Source organism: Citrobacter sp. Cpo030 (genome assembly GCF_030333005.1).
Lineage (GTDB): Bacteria > Pseudomonadota > Gammaproteobacteria > Enterobacterales > Enterobacteriaceae > Citrobacter > Citrobacter portucalensis.
Window position 1 is genome coordinate 64,672 of record NZ_JAOWGT010000048.1, and the last position, 20,363, is coordinate 85,034.

At 54.7% G+C, this 20,363-nt stretch carries 21 protein-coding genes and 1 tRNA gene; 7 read left to right on the plus strand and 15 right to left on the minus strand.

Annotated features, from left to right (window positions below; translation table 11 throughout):
* Nucleotide 1 precedes the first annotated feature (1 nt).
* Both OGY37_RS06350 and OGY37_RS06355 read left to right on the plus strand, forming a co-directional pair.
* Nucleotides 2-1,816 (plus strand): diol dehydratase reactivase subunit alpha, encoded by a 1,815-nt coding sequence (locus OGY37_RS06350; protein ID WP_286620367.1) that lies wholly within the window; start codon nucleotides 2-4, stop codon nucleotides 1,814-1,816.
* Between the two features lie 109 nt (nucleotides 1,817-1,925).
* Complete coding sequence (locus OGY37_RS06355) at nucleotides 1,926-2,249, plus strand: DUF1889 family protein (RefSeq protein WP_001573898.1); 324 nt, start codon at nucleotides 1,926-1,928, stop codon at nucleotides 2,247-2,249.
* 268 nt (nucleotides 2,250-2,517) lie between these two features.
* Here the strand turns inward: OGY37_RS06355 and OGY37_RS06360 are convergent.
* A tRNA-Ile gene (locus tag OGY37_RS06360) sits at nucleotides 2,518-2,593 on the minus strand.
* Between the two features lie 125 nt (nucleotides 2,594-2,718).
* On the opposite strand from OGY37_RS06360, the gene mug reads away from it, so the two are divergent.
* Nucleotides 2,719-3,225, plus strand: coding sequence for a G/U mismatch-specific DNA glycosylase (mug, locus tag OGY37_RS06365; protein ID WP_148361458.1), 507 nt, complete (start codon nucleotides 2,719-2,721; stop codon nucleotides 3,223-3,225).
* Between the two features lie 45 nt (nucleotides 3,226-3,270).
* Here the strand turns inward: mug and rpoD are convergent, their stop codons facing one another.
* The 3 genes from rpoD to rpsU form a co-directional block, all read right to left on the minus strand.
* Nucleotides 3,271-5,118, minus strand: coding sequence for an RNA polymerase sigma factor RpoD (rpoD, locus tag OGY37_RS06370; protein WP_003024699.1), 1,848 nt, complete (start codon nucleotides 5,116-5,118; stop codon nucleotides 3,271-3,273).
* A 359-nt stretch (nucleotides 5,119-5,477) separates the two neighbouring features.
* Nucleotides 5,478-7,223, minus strand: coding sequence for a DNA primase (gene dnaG, locus OGY37_RS06375; protein WP_003828467.1), 1,746 nt, complete (start codon nucleotides 7,221-7,223; stop codon nucleotides 5,478-5,480).
* 237 nt (nucleotides 7,224-7,460) lie between these two features.
* Nucleotides 7,461-7,676 carry a 30S ribosomal protein S21 gene (gene rpsU, locus OGY37_RS06380; RefSeq protein WP_001144069.1) on the minus strand — a complete coding sequence of 72 codons (216 nt, stop codon included), beginning with the start codon at nucleotides 7,674-7,676 and terminating at the stop codon, nucleotides 7,461-7,463.
* 236 nt (nucleotides 7,677-7,912) lie between these two features.
* Between rpsU and tsaD the strand changes: the two genes are divergently transcribed.
* The gene (gene tsaD / locus OGY37_RS06385) at nucleotides 7,913-8,926 is read left to right on the plus strand and encodes a tRNA (adenosine(37)-N6)-threonylcarbamoyltransferase complex transferase subunit TsaD (protein WP_003024694.1); all 1,014 of its coding nucleotides are present in this window, start codon (nucleotides 7,913-7,915) and stop codon (nucleotides 8,924-8,926) included.
* 87 nt (nucleotides 8,927-9,013) lie between these two features.
* Here tsaD and ureG read toward each other — a convergent pair whose 3' ends face one another.
* From ureG to ttdA, 10 genes are all read right to left on the minus strand, one after another.
* Nucleotides 9,014-9,631 (minus strand): urease accessory protein UreG, encoded by a 618-nt coding sequence (gene ureG, locus OGY37_RS06390; RefSeq protein WP_149281951.1) that lies wholly within the window; start codon nucleotides 9,629-9,631, stop codon nucleotides 9,014-9,016.
* Nucleotides 9,632-9,640: 9 nt separating this feature from the next.
* On the minus strand, nucleotides 9,641-10,312 hold the full coding sequence (locus tag OGY37_RS06395; RefSeq protein WP_286620370.1) for an urease accessory protein UreF: 672 nt from the start codon (nucleotides 10,310-10,312) through the stop codon (nucleotides 9,641-9,643).
* Nucleotides 10,312-10,770: an urease accessory protein UreE gene (gene ureE, locus OGY37_RS06400; RefSeq protein ID WP_020996339.1), complete on the minus strand. Its 459-nt coding sequence runs from the start codon at nucleotides 10,768-10,770 to the stop codon at nucleotides 10,312-10,314. The genes OGY37_RS06395 and ureE overlap by 1 nt, the downstream gene beginning before the upstream one ends.
* Nucleotides 10,771-10,779: 9 nt before the next feature.
* Complete coding sequence (ureC, locus tag OGY37_RS06405) at nucleotides 10,780-12,483, minus strand: urease subunit alpha (RefSeq protein ID WP_286620372.1); 1,704 nt, start codon at nucleotides 12,481-12,483, stop codon at nucleotides 10,780-10,782.
* Nucleotides 12,476-12,796 (minus strand): urease subunit beta, encoded by a 321-nt coding sequence (locus OGY37_RS06410; protein WP_286620374.1) that lies wholly within the window; start codon nucleotides 12,794-12,796, stop codon nucleotides 12,476-12,478. Before OGY37_RS06410 ends, ureC begins: the two co-directional genes overlap by 8 nt.
* Nucleotides 12,797-12,805: 9 nt before the next feature.
* Nucleotides 12,806-13,108 (minus strand): urease subunit gamma, encoded by a 303-nt coding sequence (locus OGY37_RS06415; RefSeq protein WP_003024678.1) that lies wholly within the window; start codon nucleotides 13,106-13,108, stop codon nucleotides 12,806-12,808.
* A 10-nt stretch (nucleotides 13,109-13,118) separates the two neighbouring features.
* A complete protein-coding gene (locus OGY37_RS06420) occupies nucleotides 13,119-13,943 on the minus strand; it encodes an urease accessory protein UreD (protein ID WP_223116366.1) in 825 nt (274 codons plus the stop codon).
* A gap of 123 nt (nucleotides 13,944-14,066) precedes the next feature.
* The gene (locus OGY37_RS06425; protein ID WP_286620376.1) at nucleotides 14,067-15,530 is read right to left on the minus strand and encodes an anion permease; all 1,464 of its coding nucleotides are present in this window, start codon (nucleotides 15,528-15,530) and stop codon (nucleotides 14,067-14,069) included.
* A 48-nt stretch (nucleotides 15,531-15,578) separates the two neighbouring features.
* Nucleotides 15,579-16,184, minus strand: a complete 606-nt coding sequence (ttdB, locus tag OGY37_RS06430; protein WP_003828447.1) for a L(+)-tartrate dehydratase subunit beta — start codon at nucleotides 16,182-16,184, stop codon at nucleotides 15,579-15,581.
* Nucleotides 16,181-17,089 (minus strand): L(+)-tartrate dehydratase subunit alpha, encoded by a 909-nt coding sequence (ttdA, locus tag OGY37_RS06435; RefSeq protein ID WP_003828445.1) that lies wholly within the window; start codon nucleotides 17,087-17,089, stop codon nucleotides 16,181-16,183. Before ttdA ends, ttdB begins: the two co-directional genes overlap by 4 nt.
* Nucleotides 17,090-17,302: 213 nt before the next feature.
* Here ttdA and ttdR point away from each other — a divergent pair, with 213 nt between their 5' ends.
* A complete protein-coding gene (ttdR, locus tag OGY37_RS06440; RefSeq protein ID WP_063941836.1) occupies nucleotides 17,303-18,244 on the plus strand; it encodes an L-tartrate utilization transcriptional activator TtdR in 942 nt (313 codons plus the stop codon).
* Nucleotides 18,245-18,275: 31 nt separating this feature from the next.
* Here ttdR and plsY read toward each other — a convergent pair whose 3' ends face one another.
* Complete coding sequence (gene plsY / locus OGY37_RS06445; RefSeq protein WP_003828443.1) at nucleotides 18,276-18,893, minus strand: glycerol-3-phosphate 1-O-acyltransferase PlsY; 618 nt, start codon at nucleotides 18,891-18,893, stop codon at nucleotides 18,276-18,278.
* Nucleotides 18,894-18,999: 106 nt separating this feature from the next.
* Here plsY and folB point away from each other — a divergent pair, with 106 nt between their 5' ends.
* Nucleotides 19,000-19,368, plus strand: a complete 369-nt coding sequence (folB, locus tag OGY37_RS06450) for a bifunctional dihydroneopterin aldolase/7,8-dihydroneopterin epimerase (RefSeq protein WP_003828442.1) — start codon at nucleotides 19,000-19,002, stop codon at nucleotides 19,366-19,368.
* Nucleotides 19,369-19,454: 86 nt separating this feature from the next.
* On the plus strand, nucleotides 19,455-20,273 hold the full coding sequence (bacA, locus tag OGY37_RS06455; RefSeq protein WP_003828439.1) for an undecaprenyl-diphosphate phosphatase: 819 nt from the start codon (nucleotides 19,455-19,457) through the stop codon (nucleotides 20,271-20,273).
* The last annotated feature ends 90 nt before the right edge of the window (nucleotides 20,274-20,363 follow it).

A 20,363-nucleotide genomic window follows, 5' to 3' on the forward strand; every position in this document is an offset into this window, starting at 1 on the left:
CATGCCGTTAATTGCAGGGATCGATATCGGCAACGCCACTACCGAAGTGGCGTTGGCGCAGGATGGCCGGTTTATCGGCAGCGGGATTGTCGCCACGACCGGGATGAAAGGCACGCGGGAGAATATCGCCGGGGTAGTCGCGTCCCTGCAGCAGGCGCTGGATAAAACGCCGTGGTCGCTGCAGGACGTGGCAAAAATCTGCATCAACGAGGCCGCACCGGTTATTGGCGATGTGGCGATGGAAACCATCACTGAAACCATCATTACCGAATCAACGATGATTGGCCATAACCCGCAAACGCCCGGCGGCGCTGGCGTGGGCATGGGAACCACCATCGCTGTGGAGAAGTTGGCAGCGTTGAGCGAGGATCGATTTGCCCAGGGCTGGATACCGTTGGTGGGTGAGGCGATGGATTTCCTTGAGGCGGTTTGGTTTATCAATGAAGCGCTGGATCGCGGCGTCAACGTGGTGGCGGCCATCCTGAAAAAAGATGATGGCGTGCTGGTGAATAATCGCCTGCGTCGGCCAATGCCGGTGGTTGATGAAGTCACTCTGCTGGAGAAGGTACCGGAAGGCGTGCTGGCGGCGGTGGAAGTGGCGGCCCCGGGACAGGTGGTGCGGGTACTGTCGAATCCTTACGGTATCGCGACCTTCTTTGCCCTGACCCCTGAGGAAACGCAAACTATCGTCCCCATCGCCAGAGCGCTGATTGGCAACCGTTCCGCCGTGGTGCTGAAAACCCCGCAGGGCGATGTGCGATCAAGAGTGATCCCGGCGGGTAAGATCTTTATCCGTGGTGAAAAGCGTGGCGGTGAAGCCGACGTAGCGCAAGGCGCGCAGGCTATTATGCAGGCGATGAACGCCTGCGCGCCCGTGTGTGATATTCGTGGTGAAGCAGGCACGCATGCAGGCGGCATGCTGGAGCGGGTGCGTAAGGTGATGGCCTCGCTGACCGGTCATGACATGAACACGGTGCATATTCAGGATCTGTTGGCGGTCGATACATTTATTCCACGCAAGGTGCAGGGCGGCATCGCCGGAGAATGTTCAATGGAGAACGCCGTGGGCATTGCGGCGATGGTGAAAGCCGATCGTTTACAGATGCAGGCCATCGCCAGTGAGCTGAGCGTCCGGTTAAACACTCTGGTTGAGGTTGGCGGCGTGGAGGCCAACATGGCTGTAGCGGGGGCGTTAACAACACCCGGATGCGCCGCACCGCTGGCGATCCTCGACTTAGGCGCAGGATCTACCGATGCCGCCGTCATCAATAGCGACGGTGTAGTGAAAGCGGTACATCTGGCCGGCGCGGGGAATATGGTCAGCCTGTTGATTCAAACTGAGCTGGGCTTAAGCGATGCCTTTCTGGCGGAGGAAATTAAAAAATACCCGCTGGCAAAAGTGGAGAGCCTGTTTAGCATTCGCCATGAGAATGGCGCGGTAGAGTTTTTCCGCGAACCGCTCAGTCCGTCAGTATTCGCCAAAGTGGTGTATTTGAAAGACGGTGAGCTGATCCCGGTAGATAACCAGACTTCGCTGGAAAAAATCCGTCTGGTGCGCCGACAGGCTAAAGAGAAGGTTTTTGTGACCAACTGCCTGCGCGCGTTACGCCAGGTGTCACCCGGAGGCTCTATTCGCGATATGACGTTCGTGGTGCTGGTAGGCGGTTCTTCGCTGGATTTCGAAATCCCGCAGATGATCACCGATGCGCTGGCGCATTACGGCGTTGTCGCCGGGCAGGGCAATATTCGAGGTACCGAAGGGCCGCGTAATGCGGTGGCAACAGGACTGGTTTTAGCCGGAGAAGCAAAAAAATAGCGCAGAAAACAGCCGCGCAAGCGTTTAGCTGCGGGGTAAGTCAAATAAAGGCGATGTTCTCTTTGATATCCCGGCGGAGTTGGGTACATAGTATAAATGTGTCTCTCACGTGGTTAATTTTAAGGATAAGAGCATGCCAACAGCAATTGAGAAAGCATTGGATTTTATTGGTGGTATGAACACTTCGGCGTCAGTACCCCATTCAATGGATGAAAGTACCGCTAAGGGAATCTTAAAGTATTTGCATGACTTAGGTGTGCCAGCGAGTCCGGAAGTTGTGATGGCACGGGGTGAGCAAGAGGGATGGAATCCCGAGTTCACGAAAAAAGTGGCCGGATGGGCAGAGAAAGTCGCCTCCGGTAACCGCATCCTTATCAAGAACCCAGAGTATTTTTCAACCTATATGCAGGAGCAGCTCAAAGAGCTAGTGTGAGCTGACTATCGAATTAAACTCTAACGGACGTTTCCATCCCAGGATGGCGGCGTCCAGATGGGGTTGCCAGTGACATGCTGTTTTCTGAACAGGTGTATCGCGTAAATAGCTTTAGTCCCCGCCAGCCATTTTCTTCCGTGTACTCATTCAACATATTGATGCAAGAAAGTATTGATTTTTCTAGGACAAACTCTTTTTTGCTACATACCAATTTCTACGGAATACCCATAAAAAAAGGACCTGCGATTTCTCGCAAGTCCTTGAAATTTGGTGGCCCCTGCTGGACTTGAACCAGCGACCAAGCGATTATGAGTCGCCTGCTCTAACCACTGAGCTAAGGGGCCGTGGCGGTGGATTATAAAGTAACTCCGCGTTGCAATCCAGACATAAGCGTACGGATGCTGTTTTTATAAACAATGTATTTTCAGTCCGTTATACTTGTTCCCTTGATGTATTGTTCGGAGTAATTATGGTTAAGGACATACTGGCACCGGGGCTGCGGGTGGTATTTTGCGGCATCAATCCGGGGCTATCTTCCGCAGGTACAGGATTCCCCTTTGCACATCCCGCCAATCGCTTCTGGAAGGTCATCCATCAGGCGGGATTCACCGAGCGCCAGCTTAAACCTGAAGAGGCACAGCACCTACTGGACTTCCGCTGCGGCGTGACTAAGTTTGTCGACAGACCAACGGTACAAGCCAATGAAGTGAAGCTACAAGAGATGCGTAGCGGCGGTCGTCTGCTTATTGAAAAAATAGAAGAGTATCAGCCAGCCGCGCTCGCTATCCTTGGGAAACAGGCATTTGAGCAGGGGCTTAGCCAGCGTGGGGCGCAGTGGGGAAAACAGACGCTGACCATTGGCGCGACGCAAATATGGGTATTGCCGAATCCCAGCGGATTAAGCCGGATCACGCTGGATAAATTGGTGGAGGCGTATCGGGAAGTGAATGATGCCTTGCTCAGGCGGGGACTATAAAGAAAAACGCCACCTTGCGGTGGCGTTTATGCTTATGCGGCGAGATTAATCGTCGAGGAAGCTACGCAGTACTTCAGAGCGGCTCGGGTGGCGCAGTTTACGCAGCGCCTTCGCTTCGATCTGACGGATACGTTCGCGGGTAACGTCGAACTGTTTACCCACTTCTTCCAGCGTGTGGTCGGTGTTCATATCGATACCGAAACGCATACGCAGAACTTTCGCTTCACGGGCGGTCAGGCCAGCCAGAACGTCGTGCGTTGCGGCACGCAGGCTCTCGGTGGTCGCAGAGTCCAGCGGCAGCTCGAGGGTGGTATCCTCGATGAAATCACCCAGATGCGAATCTTCATCGTCGCCGATCGGCGTTTCCATGGAGATAGGTTCTTTAGCGATTTTCAGCACTTTACGGATCTTGTCTTCCGGCATCAGCATGCGCTCAGCCAGTTCTTCTGGCGTCGGCTCGCGGCCCATCTCTTGCAGCATCTGACGGGAGATACGGTTGAGCTTGTTGATAGTCTCAATCATATGTACCGGGATACGGATGGTACGCGCCTGATCCGCGATCGAACGGGTGATCGCCTGACGGATCCACCAGGTTGCATAGGTGGAGAACTTGTAACCACGACGGTATTCAAACTTATCAACCGCTTTCATCAGACCGATGTTACCTTCCTGAATCAGATCCAGGAACTGCAAGCCACGGTTGGTGTATTTTTTAGCGATAGAGATAACCAGACGTAAGTTCGCTTCAACCATCTCTTTTTTCGCACGGCGGGCTTTCGCTTCACCGATGGACATGCGACGGTTGATATCTTTAACCTGCTCGATGGTCAGGCCGGTTTCTTCTTCAATCTGCTGCAGTTTCTGCAGGCCGCGGTGAACGTCATCTGCAACGTCGTGCAGTTTTTCAGACCACGGTTTGTTCATCGCGATTGCCGCGTTGAACCAGGTTTCGCTGGTTTCGTTGCCAGTGAACAGGGTGATGAAGTTTTTCTTCGGCATTTTGCACTGCTCAACGCAGAGCTTCATGATCAGACGTTCCTGAGTACGCACGCGGTCCATCATGACGCGCATGCTGTTTACCAGGTAGTCGAACTGCTTCGGCACCAGGCGGAACTGTTTGAACACTTCGGACAGCTTCTGAATTTCTTCCTGCGCGGCAGCATGGCTGCGGCCTTTCGCTTTGATGGTGTCGCGAGTGATTTCGTACTGAGTACGCAGTTCACCGAATTTTTCACGCGCTAACTCAGGGTCGATGCTGTTGTCATCATCGCTGCTGTCGTCGTCGCCATCTTCTTCATCTTCGTCTTCATCGTCATCCATCTCTTCCTGAGAGAGTTCAGAACCGACGTGGGTCGCCGTTGGCGCCATGTCTTCTTCCGCGTTTGGATCGACAAAGCCAGTGATCAGATCGGAAAGACGTGCTTCTTCAGCTTCTACGCGATCGTACTGCTCAAGCAGGTAGGTGATAGCTTCCGGGTATTCGGCAACGGAGCATTGAACCTGGTTAATCCCGTCTTCGATGCGTTTAGCGATGTCGATTTCGCCTTCGCGGGTTAACAGTTCAACGGTACCCATTTCACGCATGTACATGCGGACCGGGTCAGTCGTACGACCGATTTCGGACTCAACGCTGGACAGAACCTGGGCAGCCGCTTCTTCCGCGTCTTCATCGGTGCTGTTGGAGGTTTCAGCAAGCAGCAGATCATCGGCATCAGGTGCTTCTTCCATCACCTGAATACCCATGTCATTGATCATTTGGATGATGTCTTCGATTTGATCTGAATCGACGATATCTTCCGGCAGATGGTCATTGACCTCGGCATAGGTCAGATAGCCTTGCTCCTTACCACGTTGGACAAGAAGCTTCAGCTGTGACTGCGGGTTTTGCTCCATAAGACGGTATCCACACTTAATTCGTTTGATTGGTGTTGGGCGGTAAAACCGCCAACGGCAAAACGAGGGCATACTTATATTTTGCCGCTGCCTCTCCGTGCGGCTGTCGGGGGCTTCCCGATCGATATTCGGCAGTTAAGCCGTTAAATACTTCATCTTTCACGTTGTCTCTGCGTTAGCTGCGTTCGTTACTCGGCTCATCCTGAGCCTCGCCCCTTACGGGACCGCCGCAAGCAGCGTTCAAATCCGCTCCCGGCGGATTTGTCATCCTGGTCATGTACTTATGTACACTCCCAGGCGTTCGTTCACTTGCTGCCTTGATACAACGCGAATGATTTTGTCTTTGTTTTGTCTTTCTCTTATTTCTTGGCCAGTTCCTGGTTCAGTGTCCAGAGTTCCCGGCGTTCTTCGCTGCTTAAACCGTGTGTGCGCTCACGAGCTATCAACTCTTCCTGGCGCAGTTCAAGCATCGAATCAAACATATGGTTGAGTGAGTCGGTGAAGGTTTTTTCCGCGATATCTTTATCTGCTATATCGTCCCACATCGACAGTTTTTCAAGGGTCGCAGCATCATTTGTGCCACGGTAGTGTTCTAAAAGTTGCCCGGTGGTCAGACCTGGCTGAGCCAGACAAGTGTTGACCAGTTCTCTGAATAAGCCAAGTCCAGGCAGCTTATTACTATCCAGTGCGCCTAACGGTGGAACCAGCGGGGCGAGGCCCGGGTTCTGTACCAGCAACCCTATAAGTATACGCATGGTCGTACGTTTTAGCTGTGGAACAGGGCGGGAAGCCCCATTTTCTGCCAGTTTAGGCATTAAACGTTCAAGCTGGCTGTCATCCAGAATGCCGAGCTTGTTCCCCAACTCCTGTCGCAGGTAAATGCGCAACGTTTCGCCTGGTACCTGAGTAATCAACGGTAATGCCAGCGTACTGAGCTGTGCGCGTCCGTCCGGGGTACTCAAATCAACCTGCGGCAGCAGGCTGTTAAATAAAAACGCGGAGAGCGGCAGCGCCTGCTCCATCCGGGCTTCAAAGGCCTCTTTCCCTTCTTTACGCACCAGCGTATCGGGGTCTTCGCCGTCAGGTAAAAACATAAAGCGTAGCTGGCGTCCGTCTGTCATATAGGGCAGTGCGGTTTCCAGCGCGCGCCATGCTGCGTCACGTCCGGCACGGTCGCCGTCGTAACAGCAAATTACGTTGTTCGTCGCGCGGAACAACAGTTGGATGTGATCGGCGGTAGTTGACGTCCCAAGGGATGCCACGGCGTAGTTAATGCCGTATTGCGCCAGCGCCACCACATCCATATAGCCTTCTACCACTAACAGGCGCTGTGGATCGGCGTTATCCTGCTGGGCTTCATAAAGGCCATACAGCTGGCGACCTTTATGGAAAATATCGGTTTCCGGGGAGTTCAGATATTTCGGCAGGGCATCGCCCAGCACGCGTCCACCAAAACCAATGACCCGACCACGTTTGTCGCGGATGGGGAACATCACCCGTTCGCGGAAGCGATCGTAACTGCGTCCCTGATCGTTGGTGACCAACATCCCCGCATCGACCAGCGATTTGCGATTCTCAGCATTGCCGCCAAACCGTTTCAGGACGTTGTCCCAGCCGGGGGGCGCAAAACCAATAGCAAAACGGGTGATAACGTCGCTACTTAATCCTCGCTTTTCCAGGTACTGGCGCGCAGGGGTAGCGGCGGGCTGCATCAAAGACTGTTGATAAAAAGTGTTCAGGCCGTCCATCAATTGATAAAGGCTTTGCCGTTGATGGCGCTCTATCTGACTGGGGCCACTGCCTGCTTCATAGGGCACTTCAAGGTTATGCATTGCGGCCAGTTCTTCGACGGTTTCCACAAACTCGAGCTTGTCGTAGTTCATCAGAAAGTCGACGGCGTTGCCATGCGCGCCACACCCAAAGCAGTGATAAAACTGTTTTTCACCGTTTACGGTGAAAGAGGGGGTTTTTTCGTTATGGAACGGACAGCACGCGTGATAATTTTTGCCCTGCTTTTTCAGCTTTACCCGCGCGTCGATGAGATCGACGATGTCGGTTCTTGCCAGCAGGTCATTGATAAAAACGCGAGGAATTCGTCCAGCCATAAGCCCCTGTTTTTTGATGACTCATATACACAAAATCATTCAGGATGCATCAAGGCGGCAAGGAAGCGAATCCTCAGGAGCGTACAGCAGTACGTGACTGGGGTGAGCGACTGCAGCCAACACTGAGGCAGCTTGAATGATGACGTGTATAAACGAAAATAAGCCGCGCATTCCTTCCGGAAGCACGGCCTTACAACTACAACTCAGTCTGAATTGAGAGCTTTGGCTCTCAATGGATTAGTACAGACGAGTACGGCGTGCGTTTTCGCGAGCCAGTTTCTTCGCGTGACGTTTCACAGCAGAAGCTTTAGCGCGCTTACGTTCGGTAGTCGGTTTTTCATAGAACTCACGACGACGAACTTCCGCCAGAACACCTGCTTTTTCGCATGAACGCTTGAAGCGACGCAGTGCTACGTCGAACGGCTCGTTTTCACGTACTTTAATTACCGGCATGTAACTCTCACCTTTAATAAATTCGGTTTGCCGCTGGCATCAACGCCAGCTTATTTCAAAATGGTGCGGAATTTTACTGCAATTGCTGCTGCTTTGTAAAGCACCGACGCGATTTTGAAAGGGACTTTTATAAGGACAAGGAGTATACACGAGCGAAACTCCTGGGGCGAACAAAGTTTTACATCAACCCGCATTGGTCCTACACTGCGCGGTAATAAAGCGAGGTAAAACAAGTCATGCGTGTACTGGGTATTGAAACATCCTGCGATGAAACCGGCATCGCCATTTACGACGATGAAAAAGGTCTTTTAGCCAACCAATTGTATAGTCAGGTGAAATTACATGCTGACTACGGCGGCGTAGTGCCAGAACTGGCCTCGCGCGATCACGTACGTAAAACCGTACCGTTGATCCAGGCCGCGCTGAAAGAAGCGGGACTGACGGCAAAAGAGATCGATGCGGTGGCGTATACCGCAGGTCCTGGTCTGGTTGGTGCGCTGCTGGTTGGCGCTACCGTAGGACGTTCGCTGGCGTTCGCCTGGGGCGTACCGGCAATTCCTGTGCACCACATGGAAGGGCATCTGCTGGCGCCAATGCTGGAAGATAATCCCCCTGCGTTCCCGTTCGTCGCGCTGCTGGTTTCCGGCGGTCACACTCAGTTGATCAGCGTCACCGGTATCGGTCAGTATGAATTGCTGGGCGAATCGATTGATGATGCTGCCGGTGAAGCGTTTGACAAAACCGCCAAGCTGCTGGGGCTGGATTATCCTGGCGGCCCAATGTTGTCAAAGCTGGCATCACAAGGTGTTGAAAAACGCTTTGTCTTCCCGCGTCCGATGACTGACCGTCCGGGGCTGGACTTCAGCTTCTCCGGCCTGAAAACCTTTGCCGCGAATACCATTCGCAATAACGAAAATGACGACCAGACCCGCGCTGATATCGCCCGTGCGTTTGAAGATGCGGTGGTCGATACGTTGATGATCAAGTGCAAACGCGCACTGGATCAAACCGGTTTTAAACGTCTGGTGATGGCGGGGGGCGTGAGCGCGAACCGTACGCTGCGCGCAAAACTGGCTGAGATGATGCAAAAACGTCGTGGCGAAGTGTTTTACGCGCGTCCGGAATTTTGTACCGATAACGGGGCGATGATCGCCTACGCGGGCATGGTGCGCTTTAAAGCGGGTGCAACGGCGGATCTTGGCGTGACCGTGCGTCCACGCTGGCCGCTGGCGGAATTACCGGCAGCATAAGTTTTTTTGCCCGGTGGCGCTGCGTTTACCGGGCTTACAAAACCGTAGGCCGGGTCAGGCGAATCCGCCGCCCGGCGATAGCTCTCACTACATCCGCAACATTCCTTTCTCTTCCAGAAACGCGATAATTTTTTCCAGGCCTTCTCCTGATTTTAAATTACTAAACGTCCATGGACGCTCGCCGCGCATGCGCAAGGTATCGCGCTCCATCACCTCCAGCGATGCGCCGACGTAAGGGGCCAGATCGGTTTTATTGATCACCAGAAAATCGGATTTGGTGATCCCCGGACCACCTTTACGCGGGATCTTCTCGCCTTCAGCAACATCGATCACATAGATCGTCAGATCCGCGAGTTCCGGGCTGAAGGTGGCGCTCAGGTTATCGCCGCCGCTTTCCACAAAAATCAGATCCAGATTACCGAATTTCTCGCTCAGCGCTTCTACGGCGGCCAGATTCATCGACGCATCTTCGCGGATGGCGGTATGCGGGCAGCCACCGGTTTCCACGCCGACGATCCTCTCTGGCTCCAGCGCGCCCGCCTCGGTGAGAATGCGCTGATCTTCTTTGGTGTAGATATCGTTGGTCACCACCGCCAATTGATAGCTGCTGCGCATGGCTTTGCATAGCGCTTCCAGCAGCGCCGTTTTGCCCGAGCCAACCGGGCCGCCAACGCCCACGCGCAGGGGAAGCTTGTAGTTACTCATTTTTTCTCCTCAGGAGCGGAATAATCGGGAATATTGGGTTTCATGCCGGGCAGACGCGATAGCGGCCAACGGCGTTGCGGAGCCGAGGCTGGTGTCAGGACACGTCAGCGCCTGTGCCAAACCCTGCGCATAGCGATCGCAGAGCGCAATAATCAAACGCTGGGCCGCCTGTTGTCCAAAAGGAACCAGCTTGACGCCAGCCATGACAGCGCTCTCAATCCAGCTGTAGCCGAGGCTTAACGCCAGCTCCGTCAGCGGAATTTTCCAGCGTACGCCCAGCCAGGCCATGCCGCAGAGTTGGCTGTCGACAAAGAGGGTGCGCCATTCTCGCGAGCAATCCGACTCCCAGTCGGTGACCAGCCGCGTAAACGCTGCACCCCGACTGCGTTCTTCATCCCGCAGTTCGCGGGTTTCGCGACAGGCCAGCAGGTAAGCGCTCCAGCGGCGTGCTGCGTCGAGATCGTCCAGCTCGCAGGCGCGATACAGTCTCGCCAGCAGCGGTAGGTCAACGGTAAAAAAGTTTTGCTCCATCTGCTGGATTTGCCAGGCAGAGAAGTCATCGACGCTTTTCACCCAGCCGATTTGCACCGCCCACTCCAGACCCTGGGACCAGGTAAACGACCCCACCGGGAGCGCGCTGCTGGCGAGCTGCATCAGACGTAGCTGTTGGCTGTTATGCATCAGTGCGCATGGCCGTGGTGATGCCCGTGTGATTCACTGGCATAAGCGCCTGCTTCAGGTTCAAACGGCAACTGGGCGAAGGTCACCTCAAGGTTGAACTGGCGCAGCATGTCGTCCAGCACATGATCGTGGTGGTAACGCAGTTCGTCCGGCAGGATTTGCAGCGGAACGTGGCGATTGCCGAGGTGATAACAGGCTTTGGCGAGCAGGAAAGGATCGGCGCAGCGCACCACGGAAACCGACTCCGGTGCGGCGATCACTTCGATCACTTCGCTGCCATCTTCGGTACTTAGCAGATCGCCACCGCGCAGCAGCAAACCACGCGGTAGCATTAGCCCGGCTTCGCGACCGTCGTTCAGTGCTACCCTGGCGCGACTTTTTACCCGGACATCAATGGGCAGCGTGACGCTTGCAGTAACGCGGTGAGCGTGGTCAAGGCGTTGTGTCAGATAGATCATCGTCACTCCTCAAAACAGGAAATAGCGTTGCGCCATCGGCAAAACATCTGCCGGTTCGCTGGTGATAAGTTCGCCATCAATACGCACCTCGTAAGTCTGAGCATCGACGGTGATATTGGGTTGCAGGCCGTTGTGGATCATGTCGACCTTTTTCACCGTTCGACAGCCTTTGACGACGGCGATAGCGCTTTGCAGATTGAGCTGCTGCGGGATGTTTTGCGCGTCAGCGGCCTGCGAAATAAAGGTCAGCCGGGTGTGGTGCCGTGCCGCGCCAAGCGCGCCGAACATCATGCGATAATGCACCGGCTGCGGGGTGGGGATCGAGGCGTTGATATCGCCCATTGGCGCGCAGGCAATCATCCCGCCCTTGACGATCGTCGCCGGTTTTACGCCAAAAAAGGCGGGCGACCACAGCACCAGATCGGCCAGTTTGCCAGGCTCAACGGAGCCGACTTCATGGGCGATACCGTGGGTTAATGCCGGGTTGATGGTGTATTTGGCGACGTAGCGTTTAACGCGCAGGTTGTCGTTGTCACCGGTTTCTTCTGCCAACGGGCCACGCTGAACCCTCATGCGGTGCGCCACCTGCCAGGTACGCAGGATCACTTCGCCCACTCGCCCCATCGCCTGTGAATCGGACGAGGTCAGGGAAAACGCGCCAATGTCATGCAGCACATCTTCGGCAGCGATTGTTTCCCGGCGAATGCGGGATTCGGCAAAGGCCACGTCTTCGGCGATATCCGGATCGAGGTGGTGGCAAACCATCAGCATGTCGAGATGCTCGTCGATAGTGTTGACGGTATAGGGCAGCGTCGGATTCGTGGAGGAGGGCAGAATATTCGGATGCGCGCAGGCGGTGATGATATCCGGCGCATGGCCGCCGCCCGCGCCTTCGGTGTGAAAGGTATGAATGGTGCGATCGCCAATTGCCGCCAGCGTATCTTCAACGAAACCGGACTCATTGAGCGTATCGCTGTGCAACGCGACCTGGATGTCCATCTCGTCGGCCACGGTCAGCGCGCAGTCGATAGCGGCAGGCGTGGCGCCCCAGTCTTCATGGATTTTCAGGCCAATTGCGCCCGCGCTGATTTGCTCGCGCAGGGCGTCTGGATTTGAGCCATTGCCTTTACCCAGCAAACCAATGTTAACCGGCAACGTGTCTGCTGCCTGCAGCATACGCGCGATGTACCACGGACCCGGCGTACAGGTGGTGGCGTGAGTGCCTGCCGCCGGACCGGTACCGCCGCCGATCATCGTCGTCACGCCAGAAACCAGCGCCTCCTGCGCCTGCTGTGGGCAGATCCAGTGAATATGCGTATCCACGCCGCCCGCGGTGACGATCTTGCCTTCCCCGGCAATGACTTCAGTTCCTACGCCTATCGGGATCGTCACGTTGGGTTGAATATCGGGATTACCTGCTTTGCCGATGGCGAAGATCCTGCCGTTTTTGATGCCGATATCCGCTTTCACGATCCCCCAGTGATCGACGATCAGCGCGTTGGTGATCACCAGATCCACGCATGCATCGGTGCGCATTTGTCCCTGGCCCATGCCGTCGCGGATCACTTTTCCGCCGCCGAATTTGACCTCTTCCCCGTAGGTGGTGAAGTCTTGTTCCACCTCGATCCACAGGTCGGTATCCGCCAGGCGCACTTTATCGCCGGTGGTTGGGCCAAACATGTCAGCGTACGCCTGCCGGGAAATTTCACTCATTATCCGCCTCCAGCCCGCCAATCACTTCGCTGCGAAAACCCACGATCCTTTGTGCACCAGCAACGCGCACCAGTTCGACTTCGCGTTTTTGTCCCGGCTCAAAACGCACCGCTGTGCCCGCGGCAATGTTCAGACGAAAGCCGCGTGCGGCCAGCCTGTCAAAGCGCAGCGCCGGGTTCACTTCGTAAAAGTGATAGTGCGATCCCACCTGGATGGGTCTGTCGCCATGATTTTCCACCACGATCGTGCAGATCTCCCGCCCTTGATTAAGCGCAATATTGCCTTTTGCGATCTGATATTCACCTGGGATCATTGCTGCTCCTTAGACGATCGGGTTGTGGACAGTGACCAGCTTCGATCCGTCCGGAAATGTGGCTTCAACCTGAATATCCGGGATCATCTCCGGTACGCCTTCCATCACCTGATCGCGGCGCAGGACGTGACGCCCGTCTTCCATCAGCGCGGCCACGGTTTGCCCGTCCCGTGCCCCTTCCATGATGAAAGCGCTAATCAGCGCCACCGATTCCGGGTAGTTCAGCTTCAGCCCGCGGGCCAGGCGACGTTCCGCCACCAGAGCGGCGGTAAACAGCAACAGCTTGTCTTTTTCTCTGGGAGTCAGTTCCATTAGGGTTCTCTTAGGTTTGCCAGATTCGCGGGAGTACGGGCGCTTTGTGTGTCAGCAGCGGGCGCAGAAATTGCCAGATGTCGCGCATAACGCGCTGGACAACCAGGTTGTCGTTAGCAAGAAAACGGATTGTCAGCAGCGAATCGTTAAGCGTTGCCCCGGCGTAATCGCCAAGCGCCGTAAGCCGCTCCCGCGTGCCCTCGAGCATGTGCTCGCTGGCCGGATAACACAGCAACGTACCGACCCAGGGATGATGCGCGACGCCGCTCAGATTCCCCTCCTGCAACTGCAAGCGTTCTATCAGCAGTGGCTGCCCATCTCGCCACACTTCCAGGCGGTTTTGCAGCGTGCCGTAACTGAAAGTCTCTTGCATAACCGGTCGGCCAAGACACAGCAGATCCCAGGCCAGCAGGCGGCTTGCGGATGTCAGATGAAAGACGGTCTGAATAGCGGCGTTGGCGCCGGGAAAGAGGATCGTATCCTGCGGCAGCCACTCCAGCGTCGAGTGGGGGGCGAGGGTAAAATGCTGGCGCAGCAATGCCTGCGGTCCGCGGCTGCGGTAAAACTTTCCCGCACCAGGCTGGGTGATTAACGCGTGGCTGTTTTCGTCGAGCGTTACGGCGATATGGAGCTCATCTCCGCCGACGATCCCCGCCGGTGGATGAAGCAGATAAAGATGGCAGACGTTTTCTTCGGGGTAAAATGGGCGCTGAACCGTCAGTGGACCATGATGACGCGCCGAGGCGAGCACCGTTTTATGCCCGGTGCAGGTAAAATGCAGATCCAGTTCGGCCTGCCAGCCCCGTGTGAGTGTCTCGTGCGCAACCGTGTCCAGAGCGTTTCCCTTATCAGCATGAGGGTGTTTGCATACAAAAAAGTATGCCTCAGCGCATCGGGAAATCGATCATATGAGAAGCTTATGGATAAAGGGGCGACAATACGTCGCCCCACCAGGGTTTTACAGTAAAACGAGGGGCATCCAGACCAGACCGGTAATCACCAGCAGCACGAGGAAAATCAGGCCAAAAATAGCACCAAGTCGCCAGTAATCCACCGTTGGCAAATAGCCGCTGCCGTAGTAGATAGGGCTAGGACCGGTGGCATATGGGGTCAGTATGCTGCCCAGACCAATGGCGGCACCGACCATCAGGCAGAAGACCGGTAGCGGGATTTCCGGCATCGCCAGCGCGGCGGCAATCATCATCGGCGCGAGGGCAGAGGTATAGGCCGTGGCGCTGGCAAAGAAGTAACGCAGCAGATAGAACACCACGATCAGCGCTACCATCACCATCATCGGCGAATAGCCACTCAGCCCGTTTGCCAGCAGCTTGCCGAACCAGGTAATAAAACCGGTGTTATTGAGCCCGGTAGCCAGCGTGATCAGCGAGGCCAGCCAGAAAAAGACGTTCCACGCGGCTTTGTTGCTGACGATGTCATCCCAGCTAATGATGCGCAGTACCAGCATCAACGCCACCACGCTGTAACCGACCATCGCGGCGTCAATATAATCGCCGCCGAAGATCCACAGCACCAGTGCGCCGACCATCAGCACCAGCATCTTTTTCTCGCGAGCGCAGAGCGGTCCCATCGCTTTTAGCTCCGCATCCGCCCAGAGTGGAACCTGATCGCCGGATTTCAGCACCGGTGGATATAACACGTACGCCAGCCACGGCACAATCAGCACCAGCAAAATGCTCAGTGGCAACATGCCTAAGAACCAGTCGCCCCAGCTCAGCGCGGTGTGGGATGCGCCTTTCATCAGGCCGATCAACAGCAGGTTCGGTGCCATTGCCGTTAAGAAAATGGCGCTGGTAACGCAGTCAGCGACAATCCCCATCCACATGATGTACGAGCCAATAGAGCGTGAACTGGCGCTATTGGGCTGTGAGTTATACAGCGGCGGCAGGTTGCGGATAATCGGGTAGATTATTCCGGCCCCACGGGCGGAGTTGGAAGGCGTGACGGGAGCGAGGATAAGTTCGGAGAACATCACCGCATAGCCGAGAAACAGCGTCCGGTGCCCCATCTTTTTCACCAGCATCAGCGCGATACGCCGACCGAGTCCGGTTTTCTCATAGCCAGTACCAAACATAAAGGCCGCGAAGATCAGCCAGATGACCGAGTTTGAAAAGCCAGATACCGCCCACGACAGTGATTTGGCGGTAAATTTAAAACCGTCCTGCGCGAGTTGCTCTGGGCTGAACAGCAGCCACGGTGAAAGGACGGCGATGATCGAAATACCAATCATCGCCACCACCGCGCCAGGTACAGGTTCCAGAATAAGTCCGACAATCACACCGGTAAAGACGGCAAAATAGAGCCAGGTGTGGCTCTCAAGACCGGTGGGAACGGGCAGAACAGCAATAATGGCGATGACCACCAGCGGAGCCAGGTATCGCCACCAACCAGCTAAAGGTGCCATTGTTGTATCCCTGCGAAAGGGGAGAGGCGTAGCGCCTCTCCGGGAGGGTTATTTGATGTAATGCACGTGCTCGCAGATTTCATCGACGATAGGGTCGCGACGTTCAGCGAACAGCTTTTTGTTTTCAGCGATCAGGTTATTGCCGTGGGTATCGATGGAAACGATCAGCGGGCCGAACTCTTTTACCCGACACACCCACAGGGACTCCGGCATGCCGAGTTCCGTCCAGTGCACCTCTTCGATCTCCTCAACCTGGGTTGCCGCCACGACTGCGCAGCCTGCCGGGAAGATGACGTGCAGCGCTTTAAACTGCTTGCAGCCTTCTTCCGTCAGCGGTCCCATGCCGCCCTTGCCGACCACCAGTTTGACGCCAGTCTGTTCGATAAAGTCTTTCTCAAACGCTTCCATACGCATGCTGGTGGTTGGGCCGACGGAAACCATTTCCCATTTTTCACCGTTCTTACGTACGATCGGGCCCGCGTGGAAAATGGCTTTGCCGTTCAGGTCATAAGGAATCGGGCGCTTCAGTTCGATCAGGCGGCGGTGGCAAACGTCACGGCAGGTCACCAGCGTACCGGTCAGGTAAATGACATCGCCAACGCGAATGTCTGCCAGATCTTCGGCTTTGATCGGGGTTGTGAGGATCTTTTTCATAACGCGCTCCGGGTGTGAGATAGGTTTTCGAAGGAGAGGTCAGCATGAACCAACAGCGTGCCGCGACGGTGGGCCCAGCAGCCGGTAGAGACGGCAACGCCGATAGTCGACGGGTGGCGCGCGGCGGATTCGATATGCACGCCCATCACCGAGCTATTACCGGTCAATCCTTGCGGACCAATGCCCAGACGGTTAAGTCCTTCTTCCAGACGCAGTTCCAGTTCGGCCGCTTTCGGATTCGGATGACGTGAGCCGATAGGGCGCAGCACCGCTTTACGAGAAAGAACGGCGGCGGTTTCTACGGAGGTGGCAATACCGACGCCCACCAGCACCGGCGGACAAGCGTTTACTGCCAGCGTAGAGATATTTTCGAAGACAAATTTCACCACGCCTTCGTAACCTTCAGAAGGCATTAACACTTTCGAGCGTCCCGGCAGCGTACAGCCGCCGCCTGCCATGTAGACTTCGATTTCCGCGTCATCATTATCAGGAATGATGTCCCAGGTGACCCACGGCACACCGGTACCGGTATTTTTGCCGGTATTCACTTCATCAAAAATCTCGACAGCGTTATGGCGCAACGGCGCTTTTACCGTGGCGTCTTCAACGGCCTGCTTCAGGATGCTTTGCAGTTCGCCGAGGAGTGGAAAACGGGAACCGACCTTCACGAAGAACATAATCTCCCCGGTGTCCTGACAGGCTGGGCGGTTCAGGTCGATAGCTTTCTGCATGTTGTCAAACATGGTGTGGTAGATGATTTTACCCATCGGCGAGGTTTCGCCTTCACGCAGCTGTTTTAATTTATCCACGACGTCATCGGGCATGCGGGTAGAAATCATGGCGGTAAAATCAGCGACAATGTTCGTCAGCGTATTTATCGCATTTTGGTTATTTTGATTGCTCATCTTGTTAACTCCAGTTCTTTTATTTATCTGGAAATAAATTCTCCGCCACAAACTACCACTAAAAATGTGGATTAATATTATTTGCCACTGTGAATATCCAATTAACAGTTCGTGAATGATGTCCGGATAAGGCAATAAAAATTGCGCAAAGGCAGGGTTTAAGACGCATGAGAGAATTACACTGCGGTGAACAACATTACGGATAGACCGATCATGCTGAACACGTATCCCCTGGCGAAAGACCTGCAGGTGTTGGTTGAAATTGTGCATAGCGGCAGCTTCAGCGCCGCAGCCGCGACGCTGGGACAAACGCCGGCGTTTGTGACAAAACGCATTCAGATCCTAGAGTCCACGCTGGGGACGACGCTGCTAAGCCGCTCAGCGCGTGGCGTAGCGCTCACGGAGAGTGGTCAACGTTGCTATGAACATGCGCAGGCGATCCTCGCGAGTTATCAGCATCTGGTCGATGACGTCACGCAACTCAAAACGCGCCCGGCAGGGATGATTCGTATTGGCTGTAGTTTTGGCTTTGGGCGCAGTTATATTGCACCGGCAATTACCGAATTGATGCATAGCTACCCTGAATTACAGGTGCATTTTGAGCTTTACGATCGGCAAATTGATTTGGCACAGGATAATATAGATTTGGATATTCGTATTAATGATGAGATTCCGGATTATTATATTGCGCATTTGTTAACGAAAAACAAAAGAATATTGTGTGCGGCCCCACCGTATTTACAAAAATACGGTGAGCCGACGACGTTACAGGAATTAAGTCGTCATGATTGTCTGGTCACTAAAGAACGCGATATGACTCACGGGGTGTGGGAACTGGACAATGGTCAGGAGAAAAAGTCGGTCAAGGTGGCGGGACATCTTTCCTCTAACAGCGGTGAGATTGTGTTGCAGTGGGCGCTACAGGGAAAAGGGATTATGTTGCGTTCCGAATGGGATGTGCAGCCTTTTCTGGCCAGCGGTGAACTGGTGCGTGTGCTGCCGGACTATGCGCAGAGCGCTAATATCTGGGCGGTTTATCAGGAGCCTCTGTATCGCAGCGTGAAGCTGCGCGTGTGCGTGGAATTTCTGGCGATGTGGTGTCAGAACCGATTAGGCAAGCCAGTGGAGGGGTATCACATCCCCCACGCCGGATAAGACGCCGTTGCGTCGCTATCCGACAATAAAATCACTCGGGGTCTCGTTCGCGTTTTTTCTTCAGCTTGGTCCAGATCTTCGGCTCCTGACGACGCCACAGACGCTGAATGTTGTCATGGTGACGAAGCAGAATTAAGCACGACAGCATGGACACCGGAAAAGTGAACTGGGGATTGAACCACCAGACGTAAAAAGGGGCGATCAGCGCGCTGACGATAGCGCCTAACGACGAGTAGCCGCTTAATAAGACGGTCAGCAGCCAGGTCCCGGCCATCACGCCGGTTAAGTCCCAACCAATCGGCGCAATCGCGCCAAAAGCGGTGGCAACGCCTTTCCCACCTTTAAAGCCGAAGAATACCGGCCAAATGTGGCCCAGACAGGCGGCGATTGCGATCAATCCCAGCCAGAAGGGGCTGACGCCTAGCGCATAGGCCCCCCAGACGGGTAACATACCTTTCAGGACGTCGAAAATCAGCACCGCGACGGCGGCTCCCTTGCCACCGATGCGCAGCACGTTTGTCGCGCCCGGATTCCCAGAGCCGCTGTCGCGCGGGTCCGGCAATCCAGCAAGGCGGCATACCAGAATAGCACTGGAAATTGAGCCACAGAGGTACGCGAAGATAATCATTCCAGGCGCGATTGCACTCATAAGCTGTTCCGTTTTGAAAATGTCGTGTAAAACGCTACTTCTGTGGATAATACGCATATTTCGCCGGAAGTGGTATCCGGGTTAGCCAAAAAGCAGGCAGGTCGTGATGGATATTGTATTTATAGAGCAACTTTCTGTAATCACCACTATTGGTGTTTACGACTGGGAACAAACGATCGAACAACAGTTGGTGTTCGATATCGAAATGGCATGGGATAACCGCAAATCGGCTAAAAGCGATGATGTGGCTGATTGCCTGAGCTATGCTGATATTGCTCAAACGGTTGTTAATCATGTGGAAGGTGGGCGCTTTGCGCTGGTAGAACGGGTTGCTGAAGAGGTGGCAGATCTCCTGCTTAGCCGCTTTAATTCTCCCTGGGTGCGGATCAAACTCAGTAAACCTGGCGCGGTAGCCCGTGCGGCGAACGTCGGGGTTATCATTGAGCGTGGCAATAATCTGAAAGAAAATAATTAATTTAATAATTTCTAAAACAAACGGGTATAAAAGGGTCCTTTCGTCGGCTCTTTTTTGCCGTGGTTTCTCTATCTAGGGGTTTATTAATGAGTGATATGCACTCGCTGCTGGTAGCGGCAATTTTGGGTGTGGTCGAAGGATTGACGGAATTTTTACCCGTTTCCAGTACCGGCCATATGATTATTGTTGGCCACCTGTTGGGTTTTGAGGGTGACACTGCAAAAACATTCGAAGTGGTTATCCAGTTAGGTTCTATCCTGGCCGTAGTGGTCATGTTCTGGCGACGTCTGTTTGGCCTGATCGGTATTCACTTCGGCAAGGCTCCGCATGAAGGCACTGGCAAAGGTCGACTGACGCTGGGACATATCCTGTTGGGGATGATTCCAGCCGTGGTACTGGGGCTAATCTTCCACGACACTATCAAATCGCTGTTTAACCCGATCAACGTGATGTATGCGCTGGTGGTGGGTGGTGTACTGCTGATTGCCGCAGAATGCCTGAAGCCGAAGGAGCCGCGTGCGCCGGGGCTGGATGATATGACCTATCGCCAGGCGTTTATGATTGGCTGTTTCCAGTGTCTGGCGCTGTGGCCGGGTTTTTCTCGCTCCGGGGCGACGATTTCTGGCGGCATGCTGATGGGTGTGAGTCGTTACGCGGCCTCGGAATTCTCCTTCCTACTGGCTGTGCCGATGATGATGGGCGCGACGGCGCTGGATCTCTACAAGAGCTGGTCTTTCCTCAGCGCATCAGATATCCCGATGTTTGCAGTCGGATTTGTTACGGCGTTTATCGTGGCGCTGGTGGCGATCAAAACCTTCCTGCAACTGATTAAACGCATCTCGTTCATTCCGTTTGCGATTTACCGCTTTATTGTGGCGGCTGCCGTTTACGTCGTGTTCTTCTGAGGACTTACCGTGGTGCCGGATGGCGGCGTTCCGCCTTATCCGGCCTACGGGTTATATCCGTGTCGAACCTGTAGGCCGGATAAGCACAGC